General features: G+C 34.9%; 14 protein-coding genes. 8 read left to right on the top strand and 6 right to left on the bottom strand.

Annotation, left to right across the window (positions count from 1 at the left end):
• Position 1 precedes the first annotated feature (1 nt).
• Genes K412_RS0104450 through K412_RS0104425 form a run of 6 tightly spaced genes read left to right on the top strand, consistent with a single transcriptional unit; the run spans position 2 to position 5,620 of the window.
• Complete coding sequence (locus tag K412_RS0104450) at positions 2-1,228, top strand: beta-ketoacyl synthase N-terminal-like domain-containing protein (protein WP_024832006.1); 1,227 nt, start codon at positions 2-4, stop codon at positions 1,226-1,228.
• A gap of 15 nt (positions 1,229-1,243) precedes the next feature.
• Positions 1,244-2,053, top strand: a complete 810-nt coding sequence (locus tag K412_RS0104445; RefSeq protein WP_024832005.1) for a cyclase family protein — start codon at positions 1,244-1,246, stop codon at positions 2,051-2,053.
• A gap of 20 nt (positions 2,054-2,073) precedes the next feature.
• On the top strand, positions 2,074-2,838 hold the full coding sequence (locus K412_RS0104440; RefSeq protein WP_024832004.1) for a methyltransferase family protein: 765 nt from the start codon (positions 2,074-2,076) through the stop codon (positions 2,836-2,838).
• A gap of 35 nt (positions 2,839-2,873) precedes the next feature.
• Positions 2,874-3,656, top strand: coding sequence for an HlyD family secretion protein (locus tag K412_RS0104435; protein WP_024832003.1), 783 nt, complete (start codon positions 2,874-2,876; stop codon positions 3,654-3,656).
• A 10-nt stretch (positions 3,657-3,666) separates the two neighbouring features.
• Positions 3,667-4,449, top strand: coding sequence for an ABC transporter ATP-binding protein (locus tag K412_RS0104430; RefSeq protein WP_024832002.1), 783 nt, complete (start codon positions 3,667-3,669; stop codon positions 4,447-4,449).
• 16 nt (positions 4,450-4,465) lie between these two features.
• A complete protein-coding gene (locus tag K412_RS0104425) occupies positions 4,466-5,620 on the top strand; it encodes an ABC transporter permease (protein ID WP_024832001.1) in 1,155 nt (384 codons plus the stop codon).
• 229 nt (positions 5,621-5,849) lie between these two features.
• Here the strand turns inward: K412_RS0104425 and K412_RS0104420 are convergent, their stop codons facing one another.
• From K412_RS0104420 to ccsA, 6 genes are all read right to left on the bottom strand, one after another.
• Positions 5,850-7,076 carry an IS256 family transposase gene (locus tag K412_RS0104420; RefSeq protein WP_024831416.1) on the bottom strand — a complete coding sequence of 409 codons (1,227 nt, stop codon included), beginning with the start codon at positions 7,074-7,076 and terminating at the stop codon, positions 5,850-5,852.
• Between the two features lie 112 nt (positions 7,077-7,188).
• Entirely contained in the window at positions 7,189-8,742 is a 1,554-nt protein-coding gene (locus tag K412_RS0104415; RefSeq protein WP_024832000.1) for an acetyl-CoA carboxylase biotin carboxylase subunit, read from the bottom strand.
• Between the two features lie 375 nt (positions 8,743-9,117).
• Positions 9,118-10,173 (bottom strand): right-handed parallel beta-helix repeat-containing protein, encoded by a 1,056-nt coding sequence (locus K412_RS0104410; protein ID WP_024831999.1) that lies wholly within the window; start codon positions 10,171-10,173, stop codon positions 9,118-9,120.
• Positions 10,174-10,416: 243 nt separating this feature from the next.
• Positions 10,417-13,026 carry an RICIN domain-containing protein gene (locus K412_RS0104405; RefSeq protein WP_024831998.1) on the bottom strand — a complete coding sequence of 870 codons (2,610 nt, stop codon included), beginning with the start codon at positions 13,024-13,026 and terminating at the stop codon, positions 10,417-10,419.
• A 41-nt stretch (positions 13,027-13,067) separates the two neighbouring features.
• Positions 13,068-15,182, bottom strand: coding sequence for an HzsA-related protein (locus K412_RS0104400; RefSeq protein WP_024831997.1), 2,115 nt, complete (start codon positions 15,180-15,182; stop codon positions 13,068-13,070).
• A 2-nt stretch (positions 15,183-15,184) separates the two neighbouring features.
• Entirely contained in the window at positions 15,185-17,062 is a 1,878-nt protein-coding gene (ccsA, locus tag K412_RS0104395) for a cytochrome c biogenesis protein CcsA (RefSeq protein ID WP_024831996.1), read from the bottom strand.
• Between the two features lie 474 nt (positions 17,063-17,536).
• Here ccsA and K412_RS0104390 point away from each other — a divergent pair, with 474 nt between their 5' ends.
• Complete coding sequence (locus K412_RS0104390) at positions 17,537-18,994, top strand: aminoacyl-histidine dipeptidase (protein ID WP_024831995.1); 1,458 nt, start codon at positions 17,537-17,539, stop codon at positions 18,992-18,994.
• Between the two features lie 14 nt (positions 18,995-19,008).
• Positions 19,009-20,925: an OPT family oligopeptide transporter gene (locus K412_RS0104385; protein WP_024831994.1), complete on the top strand. Its 1,917-nt coding sequence runs from the start codon at positions 19,009-19,011 to the stop codon at positions 20,923-20,925.
• The last annotated feature ends 177 nt before the right edge of the window (positions 20,926-21,102 follow it).

The raw sequence follows: 21,102 nt of genomic DNA, 5'->3' as shown, positions 1-21,102 counted from the left end.
TATGAAAAGAATTGTTTTAACAGGTTTTGGATTAGTGACTCCAGGAACCAGCTATTCTGAAAAATTATGGTATAATTTACTTAATAAAGAATCTTTATTTGAAGAAGTAGAATTAAGTGAAGGCGTAAACCTAACTATCGGAAAGAAGCCCGACTTTGATATTTCAGAATATGATATTGAGAAGAAGAAGTTAAGGTATTTGGATAAACAAGTGATTTATAGCCTTGTTGCAGCGATTGAGAATGTAAAGGTAAGTAACCTTGAAAAAAAATTAAGCGACGAAGAAGCATCCAAGAGGATTGGCGTTGTAATGGGGTCGATGTTTGCACAAATAGATTTTGGTCTCCAACAGGTGAAAAAAGTTGTGGTAGATAGTTCACCTAAGATTTCACCTTATACAGGGCTTGCATTCTATTATGGTGCTAACGTAGGTGAGATATCAGTTACATTTAAGACAAATGGCGAGAATTGTGCGGTAATGTCTGGATCAAATACAGGTATTGATGCAGTAAACATTGCTGCTACTATGCTGAAAAGAAATATCAATGATGTTGTTTTTGCAGGAGCAGGAGAAAATATTGTATTTGATATTTTCTTTAAGGCACTGAATGAGAAAAATAAGTTATCCAAATCTCGCTATAGACCTTTTGATATTAGAAGAGATGGCTCGCATATATCGAACGGAGCTGGAATTTTGACTCTCGAAACTGAGGAGTATGCACTGAAGAGAGAAGCAGAAATTTTTGGAGAGATTGTTTCCTTTCACTCGGTAAACACTTCAAGCTGCACATTCAAGCTTAACGAAGAAATCATAGACAGCATGTGTAAGGTTATAACAAGATGTATTGAAGATGCAAACATGACTTCTGAGGGAATAGATCTTGTTTTGCCAACTGCTGACGCTTCGGAAGATGGAGATTACTATGAAATGTTAGCACTTAAGAGAATTTTTAAGGGTAGAGAAAATATAGTATATACTCCAAAACCAGTTGTTGGATATTGTTTGAGTTTTAACAGTATAGTTGATATATTTGTAGGTTCAATGGCTATAAAGCATGGTCTTATACCAGGTCATCCAGAAAGATATGACTCTGGTGATGCTGAGTTTAACAAAATGCTTGTAGGAACTGAAACAATAAAACGTGATGTTAAAAATGTACTTGTGATTCATAGAAGTTGGCTTGATGGAAAAATTAGTGCATTGATGCTGAGAAAGTACATGCAATAGGTAGGAAGGTGTAAGATGTCACTAAAAATAATAGACCTCAGTATGCCAATAGAGAACGATATTCTTTCTGAGGAAGTAGCTCCTAAGATAAATTATATCAGTCATACAAAGGGGGCACTTTATTTAGGAATGGGCCTTTTATGGAAGGGGGAAAATTTCTTAAAGAAATTAATAAATGCCATAAAAATACTAATTAGAGGCAGGACGTTGAAACCAGCAGATTTTAAAGATAATATGGGGCTTTCAACTGAGTTTGTAAAGTTATCTACCCATACTGGGACTCATGTAGATTCACCTTATCATTATGGTCCTCTTGGTAGAGATATTAGTGAGATACCTTTAGAACCATTCTTTAATGATGCTGTTGTTTTGGATTTTAGTCAGAGAAATTCTTGTTTAGAAATTTCAAAAGAAGAAATAGAAAAGAAACTAAAAGAAATAGGGTACTTACTTAAAAAAGATGATATTGTGCTTTTAAGAACAGGTGGCGAAAAATACTGGGGAAGTTCGGATTATACAAGTAAGTATGTTGGCTTATCTGTAGAAGGACTGGATTTTTTATTAGATTTAGGTGTGCAGGTAATAGGAACAGATGGATTTGGATTGGATCAACCTTTTCAGTGGATGCATGATAACTACATTGAAAGTAAAGATAAAAGTTATCTGTGGCCAGTACATATACATGGAAGAAAAAGACCTTATTATATGATTGAAAAGTTAGGTAATCTACAAAGTCTAGATAATCCATTTGGATTTAAAGTCGCTGCCTTTCCGGTAAAGGTAAAAAAAGCAAGTGCTGGATTGGCTATAATTGAAGAAAATTAATAATGAATGAGGAGGTTACAATGGAAAATAAAGTATTTTTAGAAGAAAAAGTATATGGGAAAAAAAAGATTAACCAGTTCCTGTTCTATTTTATTACAATAGGTGAAGTTGCTGCTTTGGCAGTATTTTATTACTTTTTTGACCGTACATTTAAATATTCACAGATAGTAGGTCAAGCCCTAATACTTGCTGTAGGGGTAACAGTACTTGGTCAGATGTATGGTAAAAGAGAAAAGTATATTAGAAAATTTGGCAAAGGTGTTGCTTATAGAAAGGCTTTTTACAGGTTCCATGTAACTACTATGCCATGCATATATACATCAGCATTGCATCCTATATTTGCTTATTCAGAGTCAGGTTCGATTATAAACATATATGTGAGAGCAATAATTGCAGCATATTTCGTGGTTTCAGCTGTACTTCTCCATAGAAAAACTATTAAAATATTTGGTGTGGATAACCTCTTTATGTACTATGTTTATTTTCCAGAAGAGAGTGTAAAAACTGAGTCAATCATTCACTCCATAATAAGGCATCCTGTTTACTCTGCTATGTCAAGAATCTCTATTGGTCTCGGAATATTAAGGGGTACCCCGGTATCAATTATTCTAGGATTTATACTTCCAATATCTCAAATATTCTGGTTCAATATCTTTGAAGAGAAAGAATTAGTTGAGAGATTTGGTAAAAGCTATATAGATTATAAGAAAAACGTTTGGGCAATATGGGTTAAACTCCAGAGCTTGCCAAAATTCTGGTCATTTTTGATTGGTGTAAGTAAATAGTTATTATTAAAATTTTTATATAATAGAGGTGTGCTATGAAAAAGAAAGTTATATTAAATTTAAAAAAGTCAATGTTTCTATTAATTACATGTATCAGTTTAGTTTCTCTTATTTGTGGATGCAGTCATATTAATAACAAACAGAAATATACACTAAGTGGTACAATAGAAGCTAATACGGTAGATGTTGCAAGTGAAGTTGCAGGAAAAATAGTTAAAATTAATAAAAACGAAGGAGACAGTATAAAAAAAGATGATGTTCTATTCGAACTTGATTCTTCAGCTCAGAGTTTAATAGTTCAGCAACAAGAAGCAGTACTTAGGATGAAAGAGGAAAGAATAAATCAGTTAAAGGAAAATTCAAGACCTGATACTGAAATAAAACAGGCAGAAGCTGACCGTGATGCAACAAAGGCTCAATTAGACCAAGCTAAACTAGCATTATCAAAATTTAAAGTTAAGGCTAATTCAGATGGTGTATACCAACTTAGAATTGCAAATTTAGGAGACATAATTAATGCTGGTTCAAAAGTGGCTACTATTTCAGACCCAAACAATATGGAAGTTAAACTTTTTATTCAGCAGAAGTATCTTAATAAGATAGAACTTAATGATGAGATATCTCTACAATGTAGTGCTCTTTCAGGAGCAAATATTAAAGGGAAAATTATATATATTGCAGATAGGGCAGAATACACTCCCCAAAATATAGAGACAAACTTAGCCAAAGAAAATACTGTATTTGAAGTAAGAGTAAAGATTCTGGATAATCTTGATAAAATAAGGACAGGTATGACTGTAGAAACTGTGATTCAATAGGAGGCAAATTATGGAATTCGCAATAGAGGTTGATAATCTAACGAAAAAGTTTGGAAATCACATTGCAGTTAATGGTATAAGCTTTCAAATTCCTAATGGCTGTATATTCGGATTTCTTGGACCTAATGGTTCTGGAAAGTCTACTACTATCAGAATGCTCTGTGGCGTTTTAACTCCTACAAGTGGTAAGTTAACTGTATTAGGAAGAGATGTTGTAAAAGAAACTGAAGAAGTTAGAATGAACCTTGGGTATATGTCACAAAAATTTAGTCTATATGAAGATTTAACGGTAGAAGAAAATCTGGATTTTTACGCTGGTGTATATGGATTAAATAAAAAGATTCGTGAAGAAAGAAAAGCGGAACTTATTGCAATGGCTAATCTTGAAGGAAAAGAAAAAAGCCTTGCTGGTACATTATCTGGTGGATGGAAACAAAGATTGGCATTAGGATGTGCACTAATACACAAGCCAAAACTTCTTATATTAGATGAACCAACAGCTGGTGTTGACCCAGTGTCAAGAAGAATATTCTGGCAGATACTTCATGAGTTAACTAAACAGGGTATCACCATACTAGTTACAACACACTACATGGACGAAGCAGAGAGCTGTGATATAGTTTCATTTATACTAAATGGAAATATTATAAAAACTGCTCCACCTAAAGAATTAATAGAATCTGAAAAAGAAAAAAATCTTGAAAATGTATTTATAAAATACGTTGAGCTAGTTACTAAGAAGAAAGTTAATGCAACCTTTGATGAGATGAAGTTTATTAAAAATAACAATTAAACAAGGGGGGAAGTAAATGAAAAAAAGTAGAGCTAAATTCAATTTAACTAGATTTCGTTCTATTGTACGTAAAGAGTTAATTCAGATAAAAAGAGACTCTATAAGCTTGAGAATAGCCATTGTTATGCCTATAATGATGATGCTTCTTTTTGGGTATGCAGTAAAAACAGATGTTGATCAAATACCTACTGCTGTTTTTGACCAAAGTATGACTCCTGAAAGCAGAGAGTATATGGACAAATTTATCACATCAAATTATTTTGAAGTTGATTACTATGTTTCAAGTGAAAAAGAGTTATCCGATCTTATGGATTCTGGTAAGATAAAGGCGGGAATAGTAATACCTGCTGATTACGCAAAAAGTTTAAAGAAAAATGAGATTGCACAAACTCAATTGATTATAGATGGTTCTGATCCTACTGTGGCTAGGACTGCACTAAACAGCGGACTACTTGTTTCAGAAATGTATTCTAAGAAATTAAAAGAAGATGGTTTAGAGAAGATAGGAAGCTATATTTCTTCTCTTGGAGGTATTACAATTAATTCCAAGGTTTGGTATAATCCTAATCTGGAAAGCAAAAACTTTACTATACCAGGACAGCTAGGATTAATTCTTCAGAACTTAACTATCATGCTTACAGCATTTGCACTAGTGAGAGAGAAAGAGAAGGGTACTATTGAGCAGTTGATAGTTACTCCAATAAAATCTTTTGAACTTATTCTTGCAAAGCTTATCCCAAATGTGATTATTGGTTATTTATCATTCATATTGGCACTAGCTATATGTGTATTTTGGTTTGATGTACATATTGCAGGGAGCATTGCCCTGCTTCTTGTTCTTGGTTTTTTATTTGTTATATGTTCATTGTCAATAGGTATGTTTATATCAACAATAGTAAAAAACCAAATGCAGGCGATGCTTTTGATGCTAGCTTTTATGCTTCCAAGCGTTTTGTTATCAGGTTTTGTTTTTCCAAGACAGGCTATGCCTCAAGTGGTTTCTGCCATAGGAAACATACTACCAGTTACATATTTTATAACAATAGTAAGGGGAGTTATGCTTAAGGGAATAGGACTTGATTATATAATAAATGAAGTTATAATACTATCTGGATTTACTGTTGCTTTATTATTTATATCAACACTAAGACTTAGAAAGAGACTTGATTAAAAGAATCAATAAACGCTTACTCATATTTGTGTCGCAACAAAAAATAAAAAGTCAAGCTTAGATAATGCAAAGAGTGTGTGAAATAATCTCTGTAAATAGCTTTCTATGATAATTTTATTAGAGTTGTGAAGGCCAGATGCTGGCTTTCATAACTTGTCTACAATATAATAGTAAATTAATGGCATGTCAATAGCACCCTTCCAAAAGGGTGTTTTTGATTGTCCTGATTTTATTGCAGAAGCCTGCCCTCATACATGATGGACAACTCACCGTAGACTTTACCCCAGTTACGGAGAGTCATAGTCCACTTCTTGGTTGCCTCAAAGGTTGCTAGATATAGGGCCTTTAAGAGGGCTGTGTCACTTGGAAATACGCTTCTTTGACGATTCAGACGACGATATGTGCTGTTCAGGCTTTCTATAGCATTGGTTGTGTAGATTACCTTGCGAACATCCGTAGAAAACTTGAAAATCGGGCTTAGGATATCCCAGTTCGTAGACCAACTCTTCATGGCGTTAGGATAACGGTCCTGCCACTTGTCCGTAATTTGCATCATACGCTCATATCCGGTCTCCTCTGTAGGGGCATGGTAGATTGTCTTCAGGTCATTAGCAAACTCCTTCTTATCTTTGTCTGCAACATATTTTAGTGTGTTTCTTACCTGATGGACTATGCAGCGTTGATACTCTGTTTCCGGAAAAGCTACAGCAATGGATTCCTTGATGCCACTCAGGCCATCTGCACAAAGTATAAGAATATCCTTGACTCCACGGTTCTTCAGTTCATTTAGGACACTAAGCCAATATTTACTGCTTTCATTTTGGCCTATCTGAATGCTTAACACTTCCTTTTGGCCTTCTTCATTGATTCCAAGAATGATGTATGCAGCCAGCTTCTTGATGACATTGTTGTCCCTAACAGAAAAGTGCACAGCATCTATGAATACAATTGGGTAAACGCTGGATAGTGGACGTTGTTGCCATTCCTCAATTTCTGGAAGCAGTTTGTTTGTGATATCGGATACCATGCCTTCACTAACTTCAAATCCGTAGATTTCTTCGATCTGGTCAGAGATCTGGCGAGTTGTCAAACCTCTTGCATACATAGCAATGATCTTTTGGTCAATGCTTGAGATATCCTTTTGACGCTTCTTCACGATTTGTGGCTCAAAGGAACATTCTCGATCTTGTGGAACGTCAATTTCCATCTTACCATATGTACTTTGTATTGATTTGGATTTTTTTCCGTTCCTGTAATTGGTGTTATTGGAACGTTCGTATGGTTCATAGCCTAAATGCTGATCCATCTCGGCTTCCAACATGCTCTGAATGGTACCCCCTAACAAGTCTTTAAGTGCTTCCTGGATGTCTTCTGCAGTCTTGATGTCATACTCTTGAAGTAGGGATGCAATAATGTTCTTTTTTCCTTCGCTCATCGAATTCTTTCTTCTTGCCATAAAAAATAGCCTCCTATGATAATTTGATTTTATCATAGAAAGCTGATTTTACAGACTTTTCTTCACAGGCTCAATGCAAAACATCTAAGCTTGACTTTTACATGCTTTTATTTTAGCCATCAATTGAAAGAAGACTTGGCAAAGAGATTTCATCCACAAGCTGTTGTAGCGAATTTTCATTCGATTCAACGCTGATAGGTTCAAATTCACATGCTGGAGTTTCACTTATTCCAACTTCATTATAGTTTTGTATGCTTTCCCTATAAACTGGAATCTTTTGCTTAAACCTATTTTTAATATGCTTTGTTTTCATAGCTGAATTCATTAACTCTTCATGTCTATCTTTCAAAAAATTAGTATTTACTTTGAGATTGATATATTGAGTATCTTCCATTATTGCCTTAAGGTAGTCAATATTTGTTTTTACACCTTCAATAATAAACTCATCTAATGCTCTGCTCATTCGACATATTGCTTCTTCTCTAGTATTTCCTCTTACAATTAATTTGGCAAGCATAGGATCAAAGAGATGACTAACACAATAGTTATGTCCTATTGCAGAATCCACCCTTACTCCCAATCCATGTGGCAGCTGACAATACGTAATCTCTCCTACTGAAGGCATAAAATTATTACTTGTATCTTCAGAGTAAATTCTACATTCTATAGCGTGTCCCCTGATTTTTATATCCTCTTGCTTTACAGGAAGTTCATAGCCTGATGCTATTAATACTTGCATCTTTACAATATCTATATCTGTAACCATTTCTGTAACTGCATGTTCAACCTGAATTCTTGTGTTCATTTCCAAAAAGAAAACTTCTCCGTTGCTATATAAAAATTCTATAGTTCCAGCACCGGTATAATTAACTTCCTTTGCAATAGAAACTGCATATTCAAATATTTTATTTCTTATATGTTCAGATATAATTAAACAAGGGGATTCTTCAACTACCTTTTGGAATCTTCTTTGGATTGAGCATTCTCGTTCACCTAAATGAAGTACATTGCCATGTGTATCTGCTAAAATTTGAACCTCTACATGATGAGCATCTGCATAATATCTTTCTAAGCAAACAGAATTATCATGAAATACTGACTCAGCTAAGTTTTGGCTCTTATAAAAAGCGCTCTCTAACTCACTTCTGTCATTCGCAATATTCATACCCTTTCCGCCGCCGCCTGCAGCGGGTTTTATCATTACTGGATATCCAACGGTGGAAGCAATTTGCTCTGCTTCCTCAAAGGTATAGATAACCTTTTTAGTTCCTGGAATCAATGGAATATCTAATTTTTTAATAATATCTCGAGCTTTAAATTTATTTCCTAGTGAACTGACAACTTCTGAACTAGGTCCTATAAAAACAATACCTGAATCTTCAACAGCTTTTACAAATGATGCATTTTCAGATAAAAAACCGTATCCAGGATGTATAGCATCAACTCCGGCTTCTACAGCAATCTTGATTATTTTATCAATATTCATATATGTTTCTTTTGCAGTATCTCCCTCTAAAGGGTAACTATAATCTGCATATTGAACAAACGTACTATCCTTATCATTATCGGAATATATAGCAACAGAAGAAATTCCCATTTCGCGAAGTGTTCTGAAAATTCTTATTGCAATTTCCCCTCTATTAGCTACAAGTACTTTTTTAATCACTAATTATCACCTTCTTTTTTAATTTGTATTTCCTTGTATATTTTAATTTACTACTATTGCATTTTTCAGTATTTTAAAACTCTTACATCATATAATTGGATTAAATTTTTCTTAGGTATTATTTTGCTTTTTTAACAATTCTACCAATTACTTTGTTGATTTTCAAGTAAAATATATCAATTATAGCCATTATACCATATTATGCTTATAGTCGTGAAATATATGACAAAAATACTTCATTTACTAAGTGATAATGAAGGAGCAAATAGTAAATATAGCCGTCCGAAGAAATAGTTCTCATTATTGAACGGCTATACACTCAAAATCATGAACAATTAATTTAATGAATGAAATAGAATTTATGTAACTAAAACATTACTCGAAAGTAGTTCCTGTAAAATCAACAGCAGGGAAGAGAGTAGGATTAAATGGGCTGTTATTTTTGAATTTACAATTTGTAAATTTAACGTTATTAGATAAGCTTACAGATAAAATATCGCTTGATGTATTATCAGATATTTCGCATTTGTTGTATACTATACTTGTTGAAGAATAAATTTCAATCAACTCATAGTTTTCACACTTTCTGATTTTACTATTATCAAAGGCGAAATCTTTGCAGTAATTTAAAGTCATTGCTCCGTATGTACACTCCTCGATAATGGAATTACTAAATTTTAGGTGTTCAGTATCTTCTGCTATAATTCCATAGGTTCCACATCCATATAAAATACTGTCTGATATATCTATATCCTTTGATAAATTAAATTTGAATACGCCCCCTACACAGGAACCCTTCTCAATGGTATGTCCGGCTTTAATATTCTTTATAGCTATTTTATTTGAATTTTTAAATGTCAGAACATTTGCATATCTTGGCTCAACAACTAATTCAACAGGGCTATCTCCCAAACCTTCCAATGTCAGATTACTTATTTCATCTAGAATTAATTCATTGCCGTCGTACACGCTTTCCCAATATATATTTTTACTTTTAATGTAATCTTGATTCAAATCTGAAATATTGTAAGTTCCTGGTTTCAGCTTAATATGTTTATTAGAGCCAAGTGCGTCAAAGAGTTCATTAACATTAGAAACCGTTACTTCTTTAGCCTTTGAAGCAGGTTGTTTTCCTATATAAATACTCTTTGTCTTTCCATCCCAACTAACATCTTTTCCCAGGGCCTTACTTAATGCTGATACAGGCAAATAGGTAATTCCCTTTGAAATAAAAGGTTTAATATCGTTACCATTAGAGTCCTTAGGTTGGAAAAGGGTCCCATCAATATAGATTTTAATGTTATCATACACAACTGATAGCTTGCTTTCTATAGGTGCTGCAAAAACTGTTACCCCCAATGCAAATGCCCCTATGATTGCTGAAAATATAATTCCTGAAAAAAATCCTTTAAGTTTATCTTTGTTTTTCATGAAGACACCTCCGTATTTAATGGTTATTCACATATTACCACATAATGGAATATTTGGATAGGAACAAAATTGTAATAAACTTTACATAATAGAAACAATTTACTATACACTAATGAAAAAGTATATGCAATTTTTGGATAACATTAAATACCAGAAAATTTTTCTTGGATGCATAAAAGTAGCGTAGCAGCCACAAAACCGCTACGCTAAAAGAAACTAACTTTAGGGTTAGATTTATTTGTCCTATAAATTAGGTTTTAGTCCAAGAACTACTTGTTTCAAAATAGCAAAATCAATTGCATTTATATCCCCATTATCATCAACATCAGCTGCTTTAAGCTGTTCAGCAGGCAAATCAAGTTCTCCCATTAAGTACTTTTTCATATATGCCAAGTCAATTGCATTAACATCTCCATCTCCGTTTACATCACCTTTTTGTAATGTTTGATTAGGATTGCTATCTATCTGAAGCAAGTAAGCCTCCAACTGGTTGATTTGCTCATCGGTAAGGTGTGAAGTCTTTCCATGTTTGTCATCTGGATTCATTGTTGTCAATACTTCGCGAAGTGTTGCAGCAGAACCATCATGCATATAAGGAGCAGTCCTCCACAATTCCTTTAGTGTTGGGGTATAATAGAATCCATCGGGATCAAGGTTATCTTTTGAGCCTACATCGTGAGCCTTCAAATCTGTATACAGTGGTCCAGAATGACAATATGAACAATTTGTTTCCGGGCTTTCAAAAATTGCTTTTCCTGCAGCAGCATCTGCTGTCATTGTACCTTCATTGGAGTATGGACTAGGTTCTTCAGAGAGACTCTTGATATAAGCAGCAACATCATCAAGTTCTTGTTGGGTAGGCTCTTTAAACTTTATGTATTTGAAACCAGCTTTTACACCAACATGGGCATCATCCCTTACTCCACGCCACATTGCTGGAGGGGTGTCAAAAACATATAGCATTGATTTAGTGTTTTTAGTATTGCCTATACCATCATTTGGCATATCCCAATTTAGTCCATCAGCCCTGCCATCAGGATGACAGGAAGCACAGCTGAGCCATTTTTGTGTAGTAGTTGATGCATCATGGAATATACGTTCGCCACTTCTAACTTGGCTTTCTTGGGGTTGAATACCGAGTTTTACTGTATTTTTTAATACATTTCCTGTTGCATCTATAAGATATACTTCTCCTGCAAAATATGCACCTACGGCTACAGTTTTACCGTCTGGTGATAATGATATACCTCTTGGCCCCTGACCTGGTAAATCTATCTTTTTTAGTAGACCTGCTCCCCATAAGGCTCCAAGATCGTATTTAAGGTCACTTTTTTTTGAAGGATCAGCTTTGATTTGTAACCAGATATCTGAATATGGTTTATCAAAACCTGATTTTGAACGATTTAATAATGAATAATTGCCGGAATTTGTGGCTCCAGCCACTGATATTTTCCATTGCTGGCTCAAACTTGTGCTGCTGCTGTTTGTTACTAAACCAGCATTATTAGCAACGGAAGCACCACTTACGTCTAAATATTTCTGGCTGGATTTCACCTGAAGCTTAATATATCCATTACCAGCGTCAATTATCTTCCATTTCTGATTATTTGAAGAAGTCACATCCCATTCAACCACAGCTGAATTATCAGAGGTAGCACCTGCGTTGTCCAATGCTTTATTAGTTCCTTTGTTGATAATGGTATAATATCCTTCTGAATCAGCGACAAACCTATATTGCTGATTATTGTTGCCAACATCATCCCATTGTATCAACTGAGTGTTGTTTGCTGGATTACCATTTGGTATATCAACTGCTTTTCCACTATTTCTGTTTACTATTTTGTAGTATGTGTTAGGATTGATTTGCGAGCTATCACCACCGTTTAAATTTCCTTGTAAAAGCTGGTGAAGACCATTTAAATCGATTTTCAGCACCTGATGAGTTCCTGACACACTAACCCACATGGTTTTACTGTCTGATGATATTGTTAGCCCCCATGGGTCTGCTGCTCCCTCCATCATTCTGTCCAATAAGAATGTGGTATATATTTCTTTATTTGCTATATCAATTATGGTAACTGCATTTGTCATTGTCCACCCTCTAGTAATTTGGGTAGTAGGGAGGGAGGTTTTTCCAAATGTATGAAGAACATATGCCCACTTGCCGTCTGGTGAACATTTAATTCCTCTTACATTTGATGAGCCCTGTGGAAGTACTATGTTTGCAGCTTCACTATAGGTGTTCATGTCAATAAAAGTAACTGATGCAGCATACTTGGATTCTGAAGCATTTCCTGATGGTAATGCATGTCCAACTACTGCATATTTACCATCAATAGTACTATCAATTAAGTAGGGATAATCTCTCACAGCAATATTTTTTTCAACACTACCGGAGGATAAATCAACAATAGATACTTTCTTAAGGCTATAATCAGATACAATAAGTTTATTGTCTACTACTTTTACTCCCAGAGGGTTCGCCCCTGTTGGAAATCGTCTTGTTACTTCTCCTGAAACAGGATTTACTTCGGCAACAGTTCCTGCTCCGTACTCTGAAACATATATGTTTTTATTCCCGTTCCATGCAAGAGCTTTTGGCTGTCCATCCAATTGTATAATCTTTTGGATTTCACCATTGGATGCATTCAATATCTCAATCTGTCCTTTAGTTGAATCTGATACCGCAATCACGCTGCCATCGGGAGAATATGCAGTATCAAAAGGTGAATAATATGAATTTTGAGCCGTATAACCAATATTGCTTTCTGGAAACAGGAAGCTTACTATAGTAATAACTATTGCTATGGAAAGAATCATGGGAATAAATTTTTTCTTTGTATGCCTATTCATTTTTAACACTCCCATCCATTATTTATTTTTAGGCTATGGAATTAATCCAGAGAAGGTTCAACCTGTTCTCCTCTTAACTGTGCATCAATATTCTTATAGTCTCCGAAGAACGGTGCAATTCCTGAATCCAACCATATGATAAATGAGTGAAGCTCACTTTGTGTAAGATTACCATGTCCGCTCTTAAGCTTCTTATATAAAGTTGATGCTCTAGCACCAAACTTGCCAGGTTCAGTTCTTGGGTAAACATGATCCCAGTTAGCACCTGGATACATTACATCAAATAAAGCAACATATGGTTTCAAGTTTTTATATGAGCTAAACCATTTTGTTTGAGAGTCTATATTTCCCTTTCTAAGGTCAGGCACCTGTGAACCATTGTGACATGATATACATTTTTTATCCAAGATAGGCTGAATAAGCCTTGGGAAGCTCATTGGCCTTGCTCCTTCGGATGGATCTGGTGTAATTTTTGATGGTGCCCTCCTTAATGCAAGGGGAACACTTTCAGGATTCTCTGCAGCTTTACGGGCAGGTTCGTGGCAGCCTTGACATAACAGCCGATTTTGTCCGGGAATAAGGAATGTATCAGATCTCATAGTCTGAACAGCAGTTCCATCTTGGTCAATAGCTTGGAAAAAAACAGCTTTTCCAGGGGGGAGATAGAAAGATGCACTTCCATCTTCTTCAACGGGTACTGTTCCTAAGAGTCCTCTGGTATTTCTTCCTGACCACAAGCTTTCAGTTCCTTCATAGCTTACTATAGGGTCTGTTGCTAGAGGTGTCGTCTTTGGATATACCTGCCATATTCTCAGCTCTTTAATCTTTGTTCCTGCAGGGAAAGGTAGAAGTGAGTCATAAACGTTCATTACTGATACAACTCCATCCTGAGCCTGTCCAGTGGGTATGTCCGAGCTCGGAATACTATTTGGCACGGTACGCGGCTTTAATGGTATCGGGCTGTAACAAGAAAAATTAGGATCGCTATATAGCATTGTCTTGTTTCCTTTTGAATCTATTGCGTATATGCCATAGCGCTTGTTTGCACCATTAGTATTTGCATTTGGATCATATACACACAAAAAATAATCCTCACTCAAAGGGTAGGGTGTTCCATATTTTTGATCAGTTGTAGTTCCTGTTTCGGATTCAGGATACTTTGCATCAGGTGTAATTTTTGTAATAGTAGAAAGATTGTCATCATCCTCAACATCAGGATCAATTACAATTAGTGGTCCGTAGTTTTGAGCATGGTGAGGGGCAGCTGTTGCAACATATTTGTTTGAATTAGGAATTGCCCGTAATGAATTTTGCATTAAAGGTACATTGGTCCACCAATCTTTACCCGAGTTTGGATAGTTTAAGGTAATAGCTCTTGCATCAAGGCCGTCTGGTGTGGTTATCCACGCAGAATGTGCATGATTAGCTCCTCTGTCCATATAGTCCCAACGAGTGTATACAATCATACCGTTGTTATCTACGCATGGGCTCCATTCATTAGTTTCATGGTAACTTATGCATCTGATATCACTTCCGTCTGCATTCATTGTATGAAGGTTAAAGGTTGGAACTGTACGCTGATGGCAACGTCCATAACCACCTCTTCTTTCTGATATAAATACAATTCTTCCATCCGGAAGCCAGCGTGGATCAAAATCATTTACATTTCCGTCAGTCAGCTGTGTAAGATCTGTCCCATCCACATTTACCTTGAAGATATGGTAAGTTGTGTTTTCATTCCAAACACCGTAGGAGTTCTGAGCATCTGTATAGGCAAAAACAATCTGCTTCGCATCATAGCTCAGATCAAAGGAATAGAAGGCTCCGCCTGTAAGCTTCTTTCCTGCGTAACGTCCGTTTTTACAGATAGAGTTTTGCAAAACATTAGTTACAGTAGGATTCCCTGAAAAGGCATTATTGAGGATATACAATCCACCGCCTTTTACAGCTGTAAATCCAAAGTTCCCATCAATCATATGGTTCTCATAACCTGAGTATGGCTGATGTTTGGTAAAAACGATTTTGTCAAAGTCAAACTCCGGCTTTGATAAATCAATAGTTCCAGACCGTACTGAAGAAATTTGAGTAACCATAAAAATTGCTGTTATTGCAATAACAACAATAATCTTGTGAGATAGATTTGATACCTTAGTCATTTTTATACCTCCTGTTCTAAAATATTTTTTATGAGTATCCTTGTTTTTTTATTTTCAGAAAAATAATAGAGGATTGTACCTATAAGCAATAAAATACTGCCTATCCATACAAGACTAACAAACTTTACTATTTTAACTTTTAATGTGATATTGTCTTTGTCGTCTATTCCTTCGAAAATTATGTACAAATCTTCACCAAGCCCTGATTTTATAACTGCTCTGGAGTGAGATATTTTCATTTTCTGATAATATGAAAGTTCGGGCTTTAGTTGGAGTTTTCCTTTAGGACCGCTAACACCTATAACAGAAACAGCTGTTGTTTTCCCTGGTTCTTCTTTCCAATATAGGTTTCTGTATTTTACCTCATATTTTCCCACAACCGCAGTATTGCCCTTTTCGATAGTTACATCAGAATTTAAAAGCATACCCATAGACCCTGCAAATCCTACTACCATTATTATCAGTGGAGCATGTAGCAATAAAACTGCCACACTTTTCTTATTACCAATGTGCTTTTTATAATTAAATGCAAGTTCTATAATTAAATTTACTGTCAGCATGGCACAAACAGCTAAAGACAATTTTGTAAGGAAGCCATAATCACAAAGAAATAGCATTAGAGCTAATACTGCTAATCCACATACGCTACCTGGAATTAAAAGAACTTTCCTTGTATATAAGCTTGGATTAATTGCAAGAATTAAAAGTACCAGTATACCAAATACACCGAAAACGTACTCATAGAAACTTATTGGCGTATCCGATACAGCTTTGAGAAAGAGCCCTCCATACAAAGGGAATGTAGTACCTCCGAAAATTAATACGGCTGTTATAATACTTAGTATAGAAAACAGATTGCCAGACTTAATTATGCTCAGAAATGATTTCTTAGTATTATTTTTGGGATGTAATCTTTTAATTTTGAAGTAATAAACAATGAAAAGCAGTACGAGTACCACTAATACCACACCGAAAACCACTGTGACACCACGGCTGCTGTAAGCATGTACCGAATTTAATAATCCGCTTCTTGCAATGTATGTTCCAACAAGTATAGTGAATACAGTTAAAAATATCAAAAGGAAATTCATTCTTTTGTTGTTATTGCTTTTACCTCGTAAGCTATGGAGAAAAGCTGTTGCAAATAACCAGTTAACCAAAGATGAATTTTCTATTGGATCCCATGCCCAGTAGCCACCCCAACCAAGCTCAGTATATGCCCATATACCGCCTGTGATAATTCCAAAGGTAAGAAGTACCCAACCCCACATTGCCCATTTCCATGTAATATTTATGTGTTCCTCAGTGTTTTTTCTGATGTCAAATAATTGATACCCAAAAGCTATGAAGAAAAAAGAAAAGGCGATAATTATCACAGGTGGGTGAAAGACCATACCTAGACTTTGGAGCGAAGGATTAAGACCAAATCCGTCACTTTGTTCTGACACTGCTTTAAATGGATTTTTTATGAATGTTACAACGAACATAAAAAGTGTCATAACAAACAATAAAACACCAGATATAGTTTTGGTTGAACTTTTTTCCTTATTTCTAAGAAAGACTATAATTAGAAGAACAGCCAATACAGAAGTCCAAATAAGCATTGAACCTGAACTCCCAGACCAGAATGCCGATATTTTATATATTAGCGGAAGTGATTTCTCTGTATTATGATACACATATTCAATTGAATAGTTTCCACTTACTAGAGAATAAAGTAAAAGGAGCGATGATAGAAGAACTCCAAAGCTTGCAACTATACCCGTTAGTATTCCAAGATTCTTATTTTCTTCTTTTTCTTGTTTAAAGGCAATGAGCAGAAACGATATAAGACCACATGTAAAAGCAAATCGCAGCATCCATGTACCCAAAAAGTTCATTTAAAATTCCCCCACTTATTAAATTTTTTATTATAAAAGCCTTTTAGCTTGCTTTATCAGTCACACAGTTTAATGGAATAATTATTTCTAAGTAAATAAAGGTATAGTGATTCTAAAGGAAGTGTGTTGCAAGAATGATTTTTTGAATAATTGCAATTGCTGAAAAGAAATATATTTGACTATACGTAATTTTAGCATTATTTTATGTATTTGTTATACGTATGTTAAAAATTGACAAAAAAACTTTAATATTCTCGAAAAAAATTAACATCTTTCCGAAAAAAGATTTCAGTTATTAAGCAATTTTTAAACAATTTATATGAAATGGAAAAATATTTACCATACATGGAAAAGAATACGATTATAAAAAAAAAAGCATAAAGACATAAAGTTTAATATTATTGGGTAATTAGTATAATAATGATATAGAGTTTTTCGGCAAATAATTCAAAATAAGAATGTGAGGTAATAATAATGGCAGACATACTTAAGAACTTACAACCTGTTGATGTATTTAAATACTTTGAAAAGCTTACGCAGATTCCAAGAGGGTCAGGAAATGAAAAAGAGGTTAGCGACTATTTGGTATCCTTTGCTAAAGAGCATAATTTGGAGTATGTTCAGGACTCTGCATTAAATGTTGTTATAAGAAAGAAAGGGACACCGGGATTCGAAAACAGCCCTGCTGTTGTTTTGCAAGGGCATATGGATATGGTATGTGAAAAAAATAAAGATATAGAGCATGATTTTACAAAAGATCCGATAAAGTTACGAGTAATTGATGACATGATATATGCAACTGACACAACTTTAGGGGCTGATAATGGAATTGCAGTTGCCATGGGCTTGGCAATTTTGGCTTCTGATAAATATCAACATCCACCAATAGAATTACTTGTTACTACTTCTGAAGAAACTGGAATGGATGGAGCTATGGCATTGGAGCCTAAAAATATAAAAGGAAGAATACTTATTAACATAGATTCAGAAGAAGAGGGTACCCTATTAGTAAGTTGTGCAGGTGGACGTACAGCTAGAACGACAATTCCGGCAGTATGGGAAGCCACAGATGCAAACCTTGTGCCATATATAGTGAAAATTAGGGGGCTAAAAGGTGGACATTCGGGAATGGAGATAGATAAAGAAAGAGGAAACTCCAATAAACTAATGGGTCGTATACTTATGTATATTTTATCTGAGGTTGAGTTTAGGCTTAGTTCATTAAATGGGGGTTCAAAACACAATGCAATTCCACGTGAGTCAGATGCTGTAATTTTAGTAAGAGCGGATGATAGAGCCTTAGTTGAGAAAAAAATATCTGAATGTGAAAAAATGTTTAAAACCGAATTGAGAAAACAAGACCCGGATGTAAGAGTGGAATTTGAAGCTTTACCTGACAGACCTCAGGAAATGCTTTCGAAAGAATCAACTATTAATGTAGTTAATTATTTATACTTGCTGATAAATGGAGTTACTTCCATGAGCATGGATATTAAGGGGTTAGTGGAAAGCTCCTTGAACCTTGGAGTAATTACAACTTCGAAAGATTCTATAGAATTTATAAGCTCAATCAGAAGTTCAGTAAAAAGTTTAAAGAATGAATTAACTAATAGAATTATTGTAACTGCAAAATTAAACGGTGGAAGTGTTGTTACAGAATCAGATTATCCTGAATGGGAATATAATCCTGGTTCAAAAATAAGAACAGTTTTCGAAGATGTATATGAAAAAATGTACAAAAAGAAGCCTCATATAACTGCAATACATGCCGGTCTGGAGTGCGGTTTGTTTGCTGAAAAATTTGATAAACTTGATGTAATTTCATTTGGACCAAACCTATATGACGTTCACACTCCCAATGAACACATGAGTATTTCTTCGGTTCAGAGGATGTGGGAATATTTATTGGAAGTACTAAAGAATATAAAATAATAGAGGTATGTACTATGGATAAAAAATTGTCTAAAGATGCTTATGGTGGCATAAACGGAAAAGACTATGTACCATATGTTTCCGATGAATCTAAATCAGGAGGGAATATTGCTGTATTAATAATCGGTGTTATTTTAGCTGCATTATTCACAGCTTCTACTGCCTATTCTGGTATGAAATCCGGACTTACAGTTGCAGCTGGTATACCTGGTTCCATAATAGGTTCAGCATTTATAGCGGTATTTGCCAAACATAAAGGTATTCTTGCCAAAAACTTGGTGCAGGGAATGTCAAGTGGAGGGGAATCAGTTGCTAGTGGTGTTATATTCGTTTTACCCGCAGTTCTTTTAATAGGTTTTAAAATTACATTTCTAGAAGGATTTATTGTTAGTGCGGGAGGAGTGTTATTTGGTGTAGGAATAGCTGCTCTTGTTCATAATTATCTTATTGTTGAGGAACACGGTAAATTAATGTACCCGGAGTCACTGGCTATATCAGAAACCCTAGTTGCCTCAGAAGGTGCCGGGGAATCAATGAAGTTTATGGGCATTGGATTTGGTATAGGCGGGATATTAACTGTTATAACCGGTTCATTTTTGAATGTAGCCAACAATGTTATAAGCTATGTAAATGAAAAATTCTACAAGTGGAAATTTGAAATCGAAGTAAACCCTCTTTTATTAGGAATAGGATTTATTGTAGGAATGGATGTTTCTGTGGCTATGTTTGCAGGTTCAATATTATCTAACTTCGGTATTACACCTTTAATCGGGTATTTTGCTGAACTTGGAAAAGAAGGCGCAAATGTATGGAATAACCCTGATGTTGCTATTAATAGTATGCAGGTTACACATATTGCTGGTAGTTATGTAAAATACATGGGTGCAGGCATGATGCTTTCAGGGGGATTAATAGGTGCTTTAAAACTTATTCCTACAATAATTTCATCTATAAAAGAAACCCTTAATGCAAAATCTTCTAAAAGCGGCGAGTCTTCATCTATTGAAAGTTTGATATTAATTGGAGGAATAGTAGTAGGGTTTATAGGAGGTTTTATAATTTCAAAAGGTAATATATTAATGGCAATTACTGCATCTATTTTGTCATTTTTCTTATCGTTACTTTTTGTTATAGTTGCCGGCCGTTTAACTGGTACTATAGGAACATCTAACCTCCCTGTATCAGGCATGACCATAGCTTCTATAGTTATTGTAACCTTGTTATTTGTAGTCATGGGATGGAAAAATACTGAAAATAACAGGTCCTTACTTTTATTTGGTACATTTATTGTTACCGCTATAGCAATGGCTGGAGGTTATACTCAATCACAAAAAGTTACTTTCTTAATTGGTGGCAGTAAAAATGAAATGCAGAAATATTTTACTATAGCCGGTGTAGCTGGTACTGCTGTAGTTGTTGGCACTATATTATTACTTTCAAACCAATTGGCAGCGACTGGTGATAATGTTGCTTTCGCACTGCCTCAAGCTAATTTAATGGCAACTCTGACGGCGGGTATAATGTCTGGGGAATTGCCATGGGTTATGGTTATAGCTGGTGCTGTTATGGGTGTCGTATTATTCTTGTTAAGACTTCCTGTAATGACAGTAGCTATAGGTTTTTATTTACCAATATCCACAACTTCTATAATTCTAATAGGCGCATTAGTTAGATTTTTTGTTGAAAAAGTCAGCAAGTCACAACAAGAAAAAGATGCAAGGGTTTCAAACGGTATAAGCTTATCTTCAGGACTTGTAGCAGGAGGGTCTATAGTAGGACTTATAGGCATAATACTTCAAGTTACGGGAGTTATAAAGGGAAATGGTCCAAGTGGATTTGCTGCATCTAACACAATTGCATTTATTATATTGATAGTACTGATAGTGGCCACTATACTACCTATTCTAAAGGCTAAATATATTGAAAAATAACGAAAGGCTTTATAGGATATTTTACCGAAAACCTCTAGCATTGGGTAGGTTTTTGCTACACAATGAATCATTGAGAATGAATGTGAGCAGCGGTAAAATATCCTTTTCAATTAATTACATTATTTACATAATATCTTGGTTCGAGGTGTTTTTAAATTCTATTAAATTAACACTCTG

This window comes from Ruminiclostridium josui JCM 17888, from assembly GCF_000526495.1.
Lineage (GTDB): Bacteria > Bacillota > Clostridia > Acetivibrionales > DSM-1351 > Ruminiclostridium > Ruminiclostridium josui.
The sequence above is the reverse complement of the archived record's forward strand: the minus strand, read 5'-3'. Positions and strand labels throughout refer to the sequence as shown.

What these genes read in the sequence shown, in the direction of transcription:
- K412_RS0104450 (WP_024832006.1), top strand. Translation starts at nt 2, where the DNA reads ATGAAAAGAATTGTTTTAACAGGTTTTGGATTAGTGACTCCAGGAACC.
- K412_RS0104445 (WP_024832005.1), top strand. Translation starts at nt 1,244, where the DNA reads ATGTCACTAAAAATAATAGACCTCAGTATGCCAATAGAGAACGATATT.
- K412_RS0104440 (WP_024832004.1), top strand. Translation starts at nt 2,074, where the DNA reads ATGGAAAATAAAGTATTTTTAGAAGAAAAAGTATATGGGAAAAAAAAG.
- K412_RS0104435 (WP_024832003.1), top strand. Translation starts at nt 2,874, where the DNA reads ATGAAAAAGAAAGTTATATTAAATTTAAAAAAGTCAATGTTTCTATTA.
- K412_RS0104430 (WP_024832002.1), top strand. Translation starts at nt 3,667, where the DNA reads ATGGAATTCGCAATAGAGGTTGATAATCTAACGAAAAAGTTTGGAAAT.
- K412_RS0104425 (WP_024832001.1), top strand. Translation starts at nt 4,466, where the DNA reads ATGAAAAAAAGTAGAGCTAAATTCAATTTAACTAGATTTCGTTCTATT.
- K412_RS0104420 (WP_024831416.1), bottom strand. Translation starts at nt 7,076, where the DNA reads ATGGCAAGAAGAAAGAATTCGATGAGCGAAGGAAAAAAGAACATTATT.
- K412_RS0104410 (WP_024831999.1), bottom strand. Translation starts at nt 10,173, where the DNA reads ATGAAAAACAAAGATAAACTTAAAGGATTTTTTTCAGGAATTATATTT.
- K412_RS0104405 (WP_024831998.1), bottom strand. Translation starts at nt 13,026, where the DNA reads ATGAATAGGCATACAAAGAAAAAATTTATTCCCATGATTCTTTCCATA.
- K412_RS0104400 (WP_024831997.1), bottom strand. Translation starts at nt 15,182, where the DNA reads ATGACTAAGGTATCAAATCTATCTCACAAGATTATTGTTGTTATTGCA.
- ccsA (WP_024831996.1), bottom strand. Translation starts at nt 17,062, where the DNA reads ATGAACTTTTTGGGTACATGGATGCTGCGATTTGCTTTTACATGTGGT.
- K412_RS0104390 (WP_024831995.1), top strand. Translation starts at nt 17,537, where the DNA reads ATGGCAGACATACTTAAGAACTTACAACCTGTTGATGTATTTAAATAC.
- K412_RS0104385 (WP_024831994.1), top strand. Translation starts at nt 19,009, where the DNA reads ATGGATAAAAAATTGTCTAAAGATGCTTATGGTGGCATAAACGGAAAA.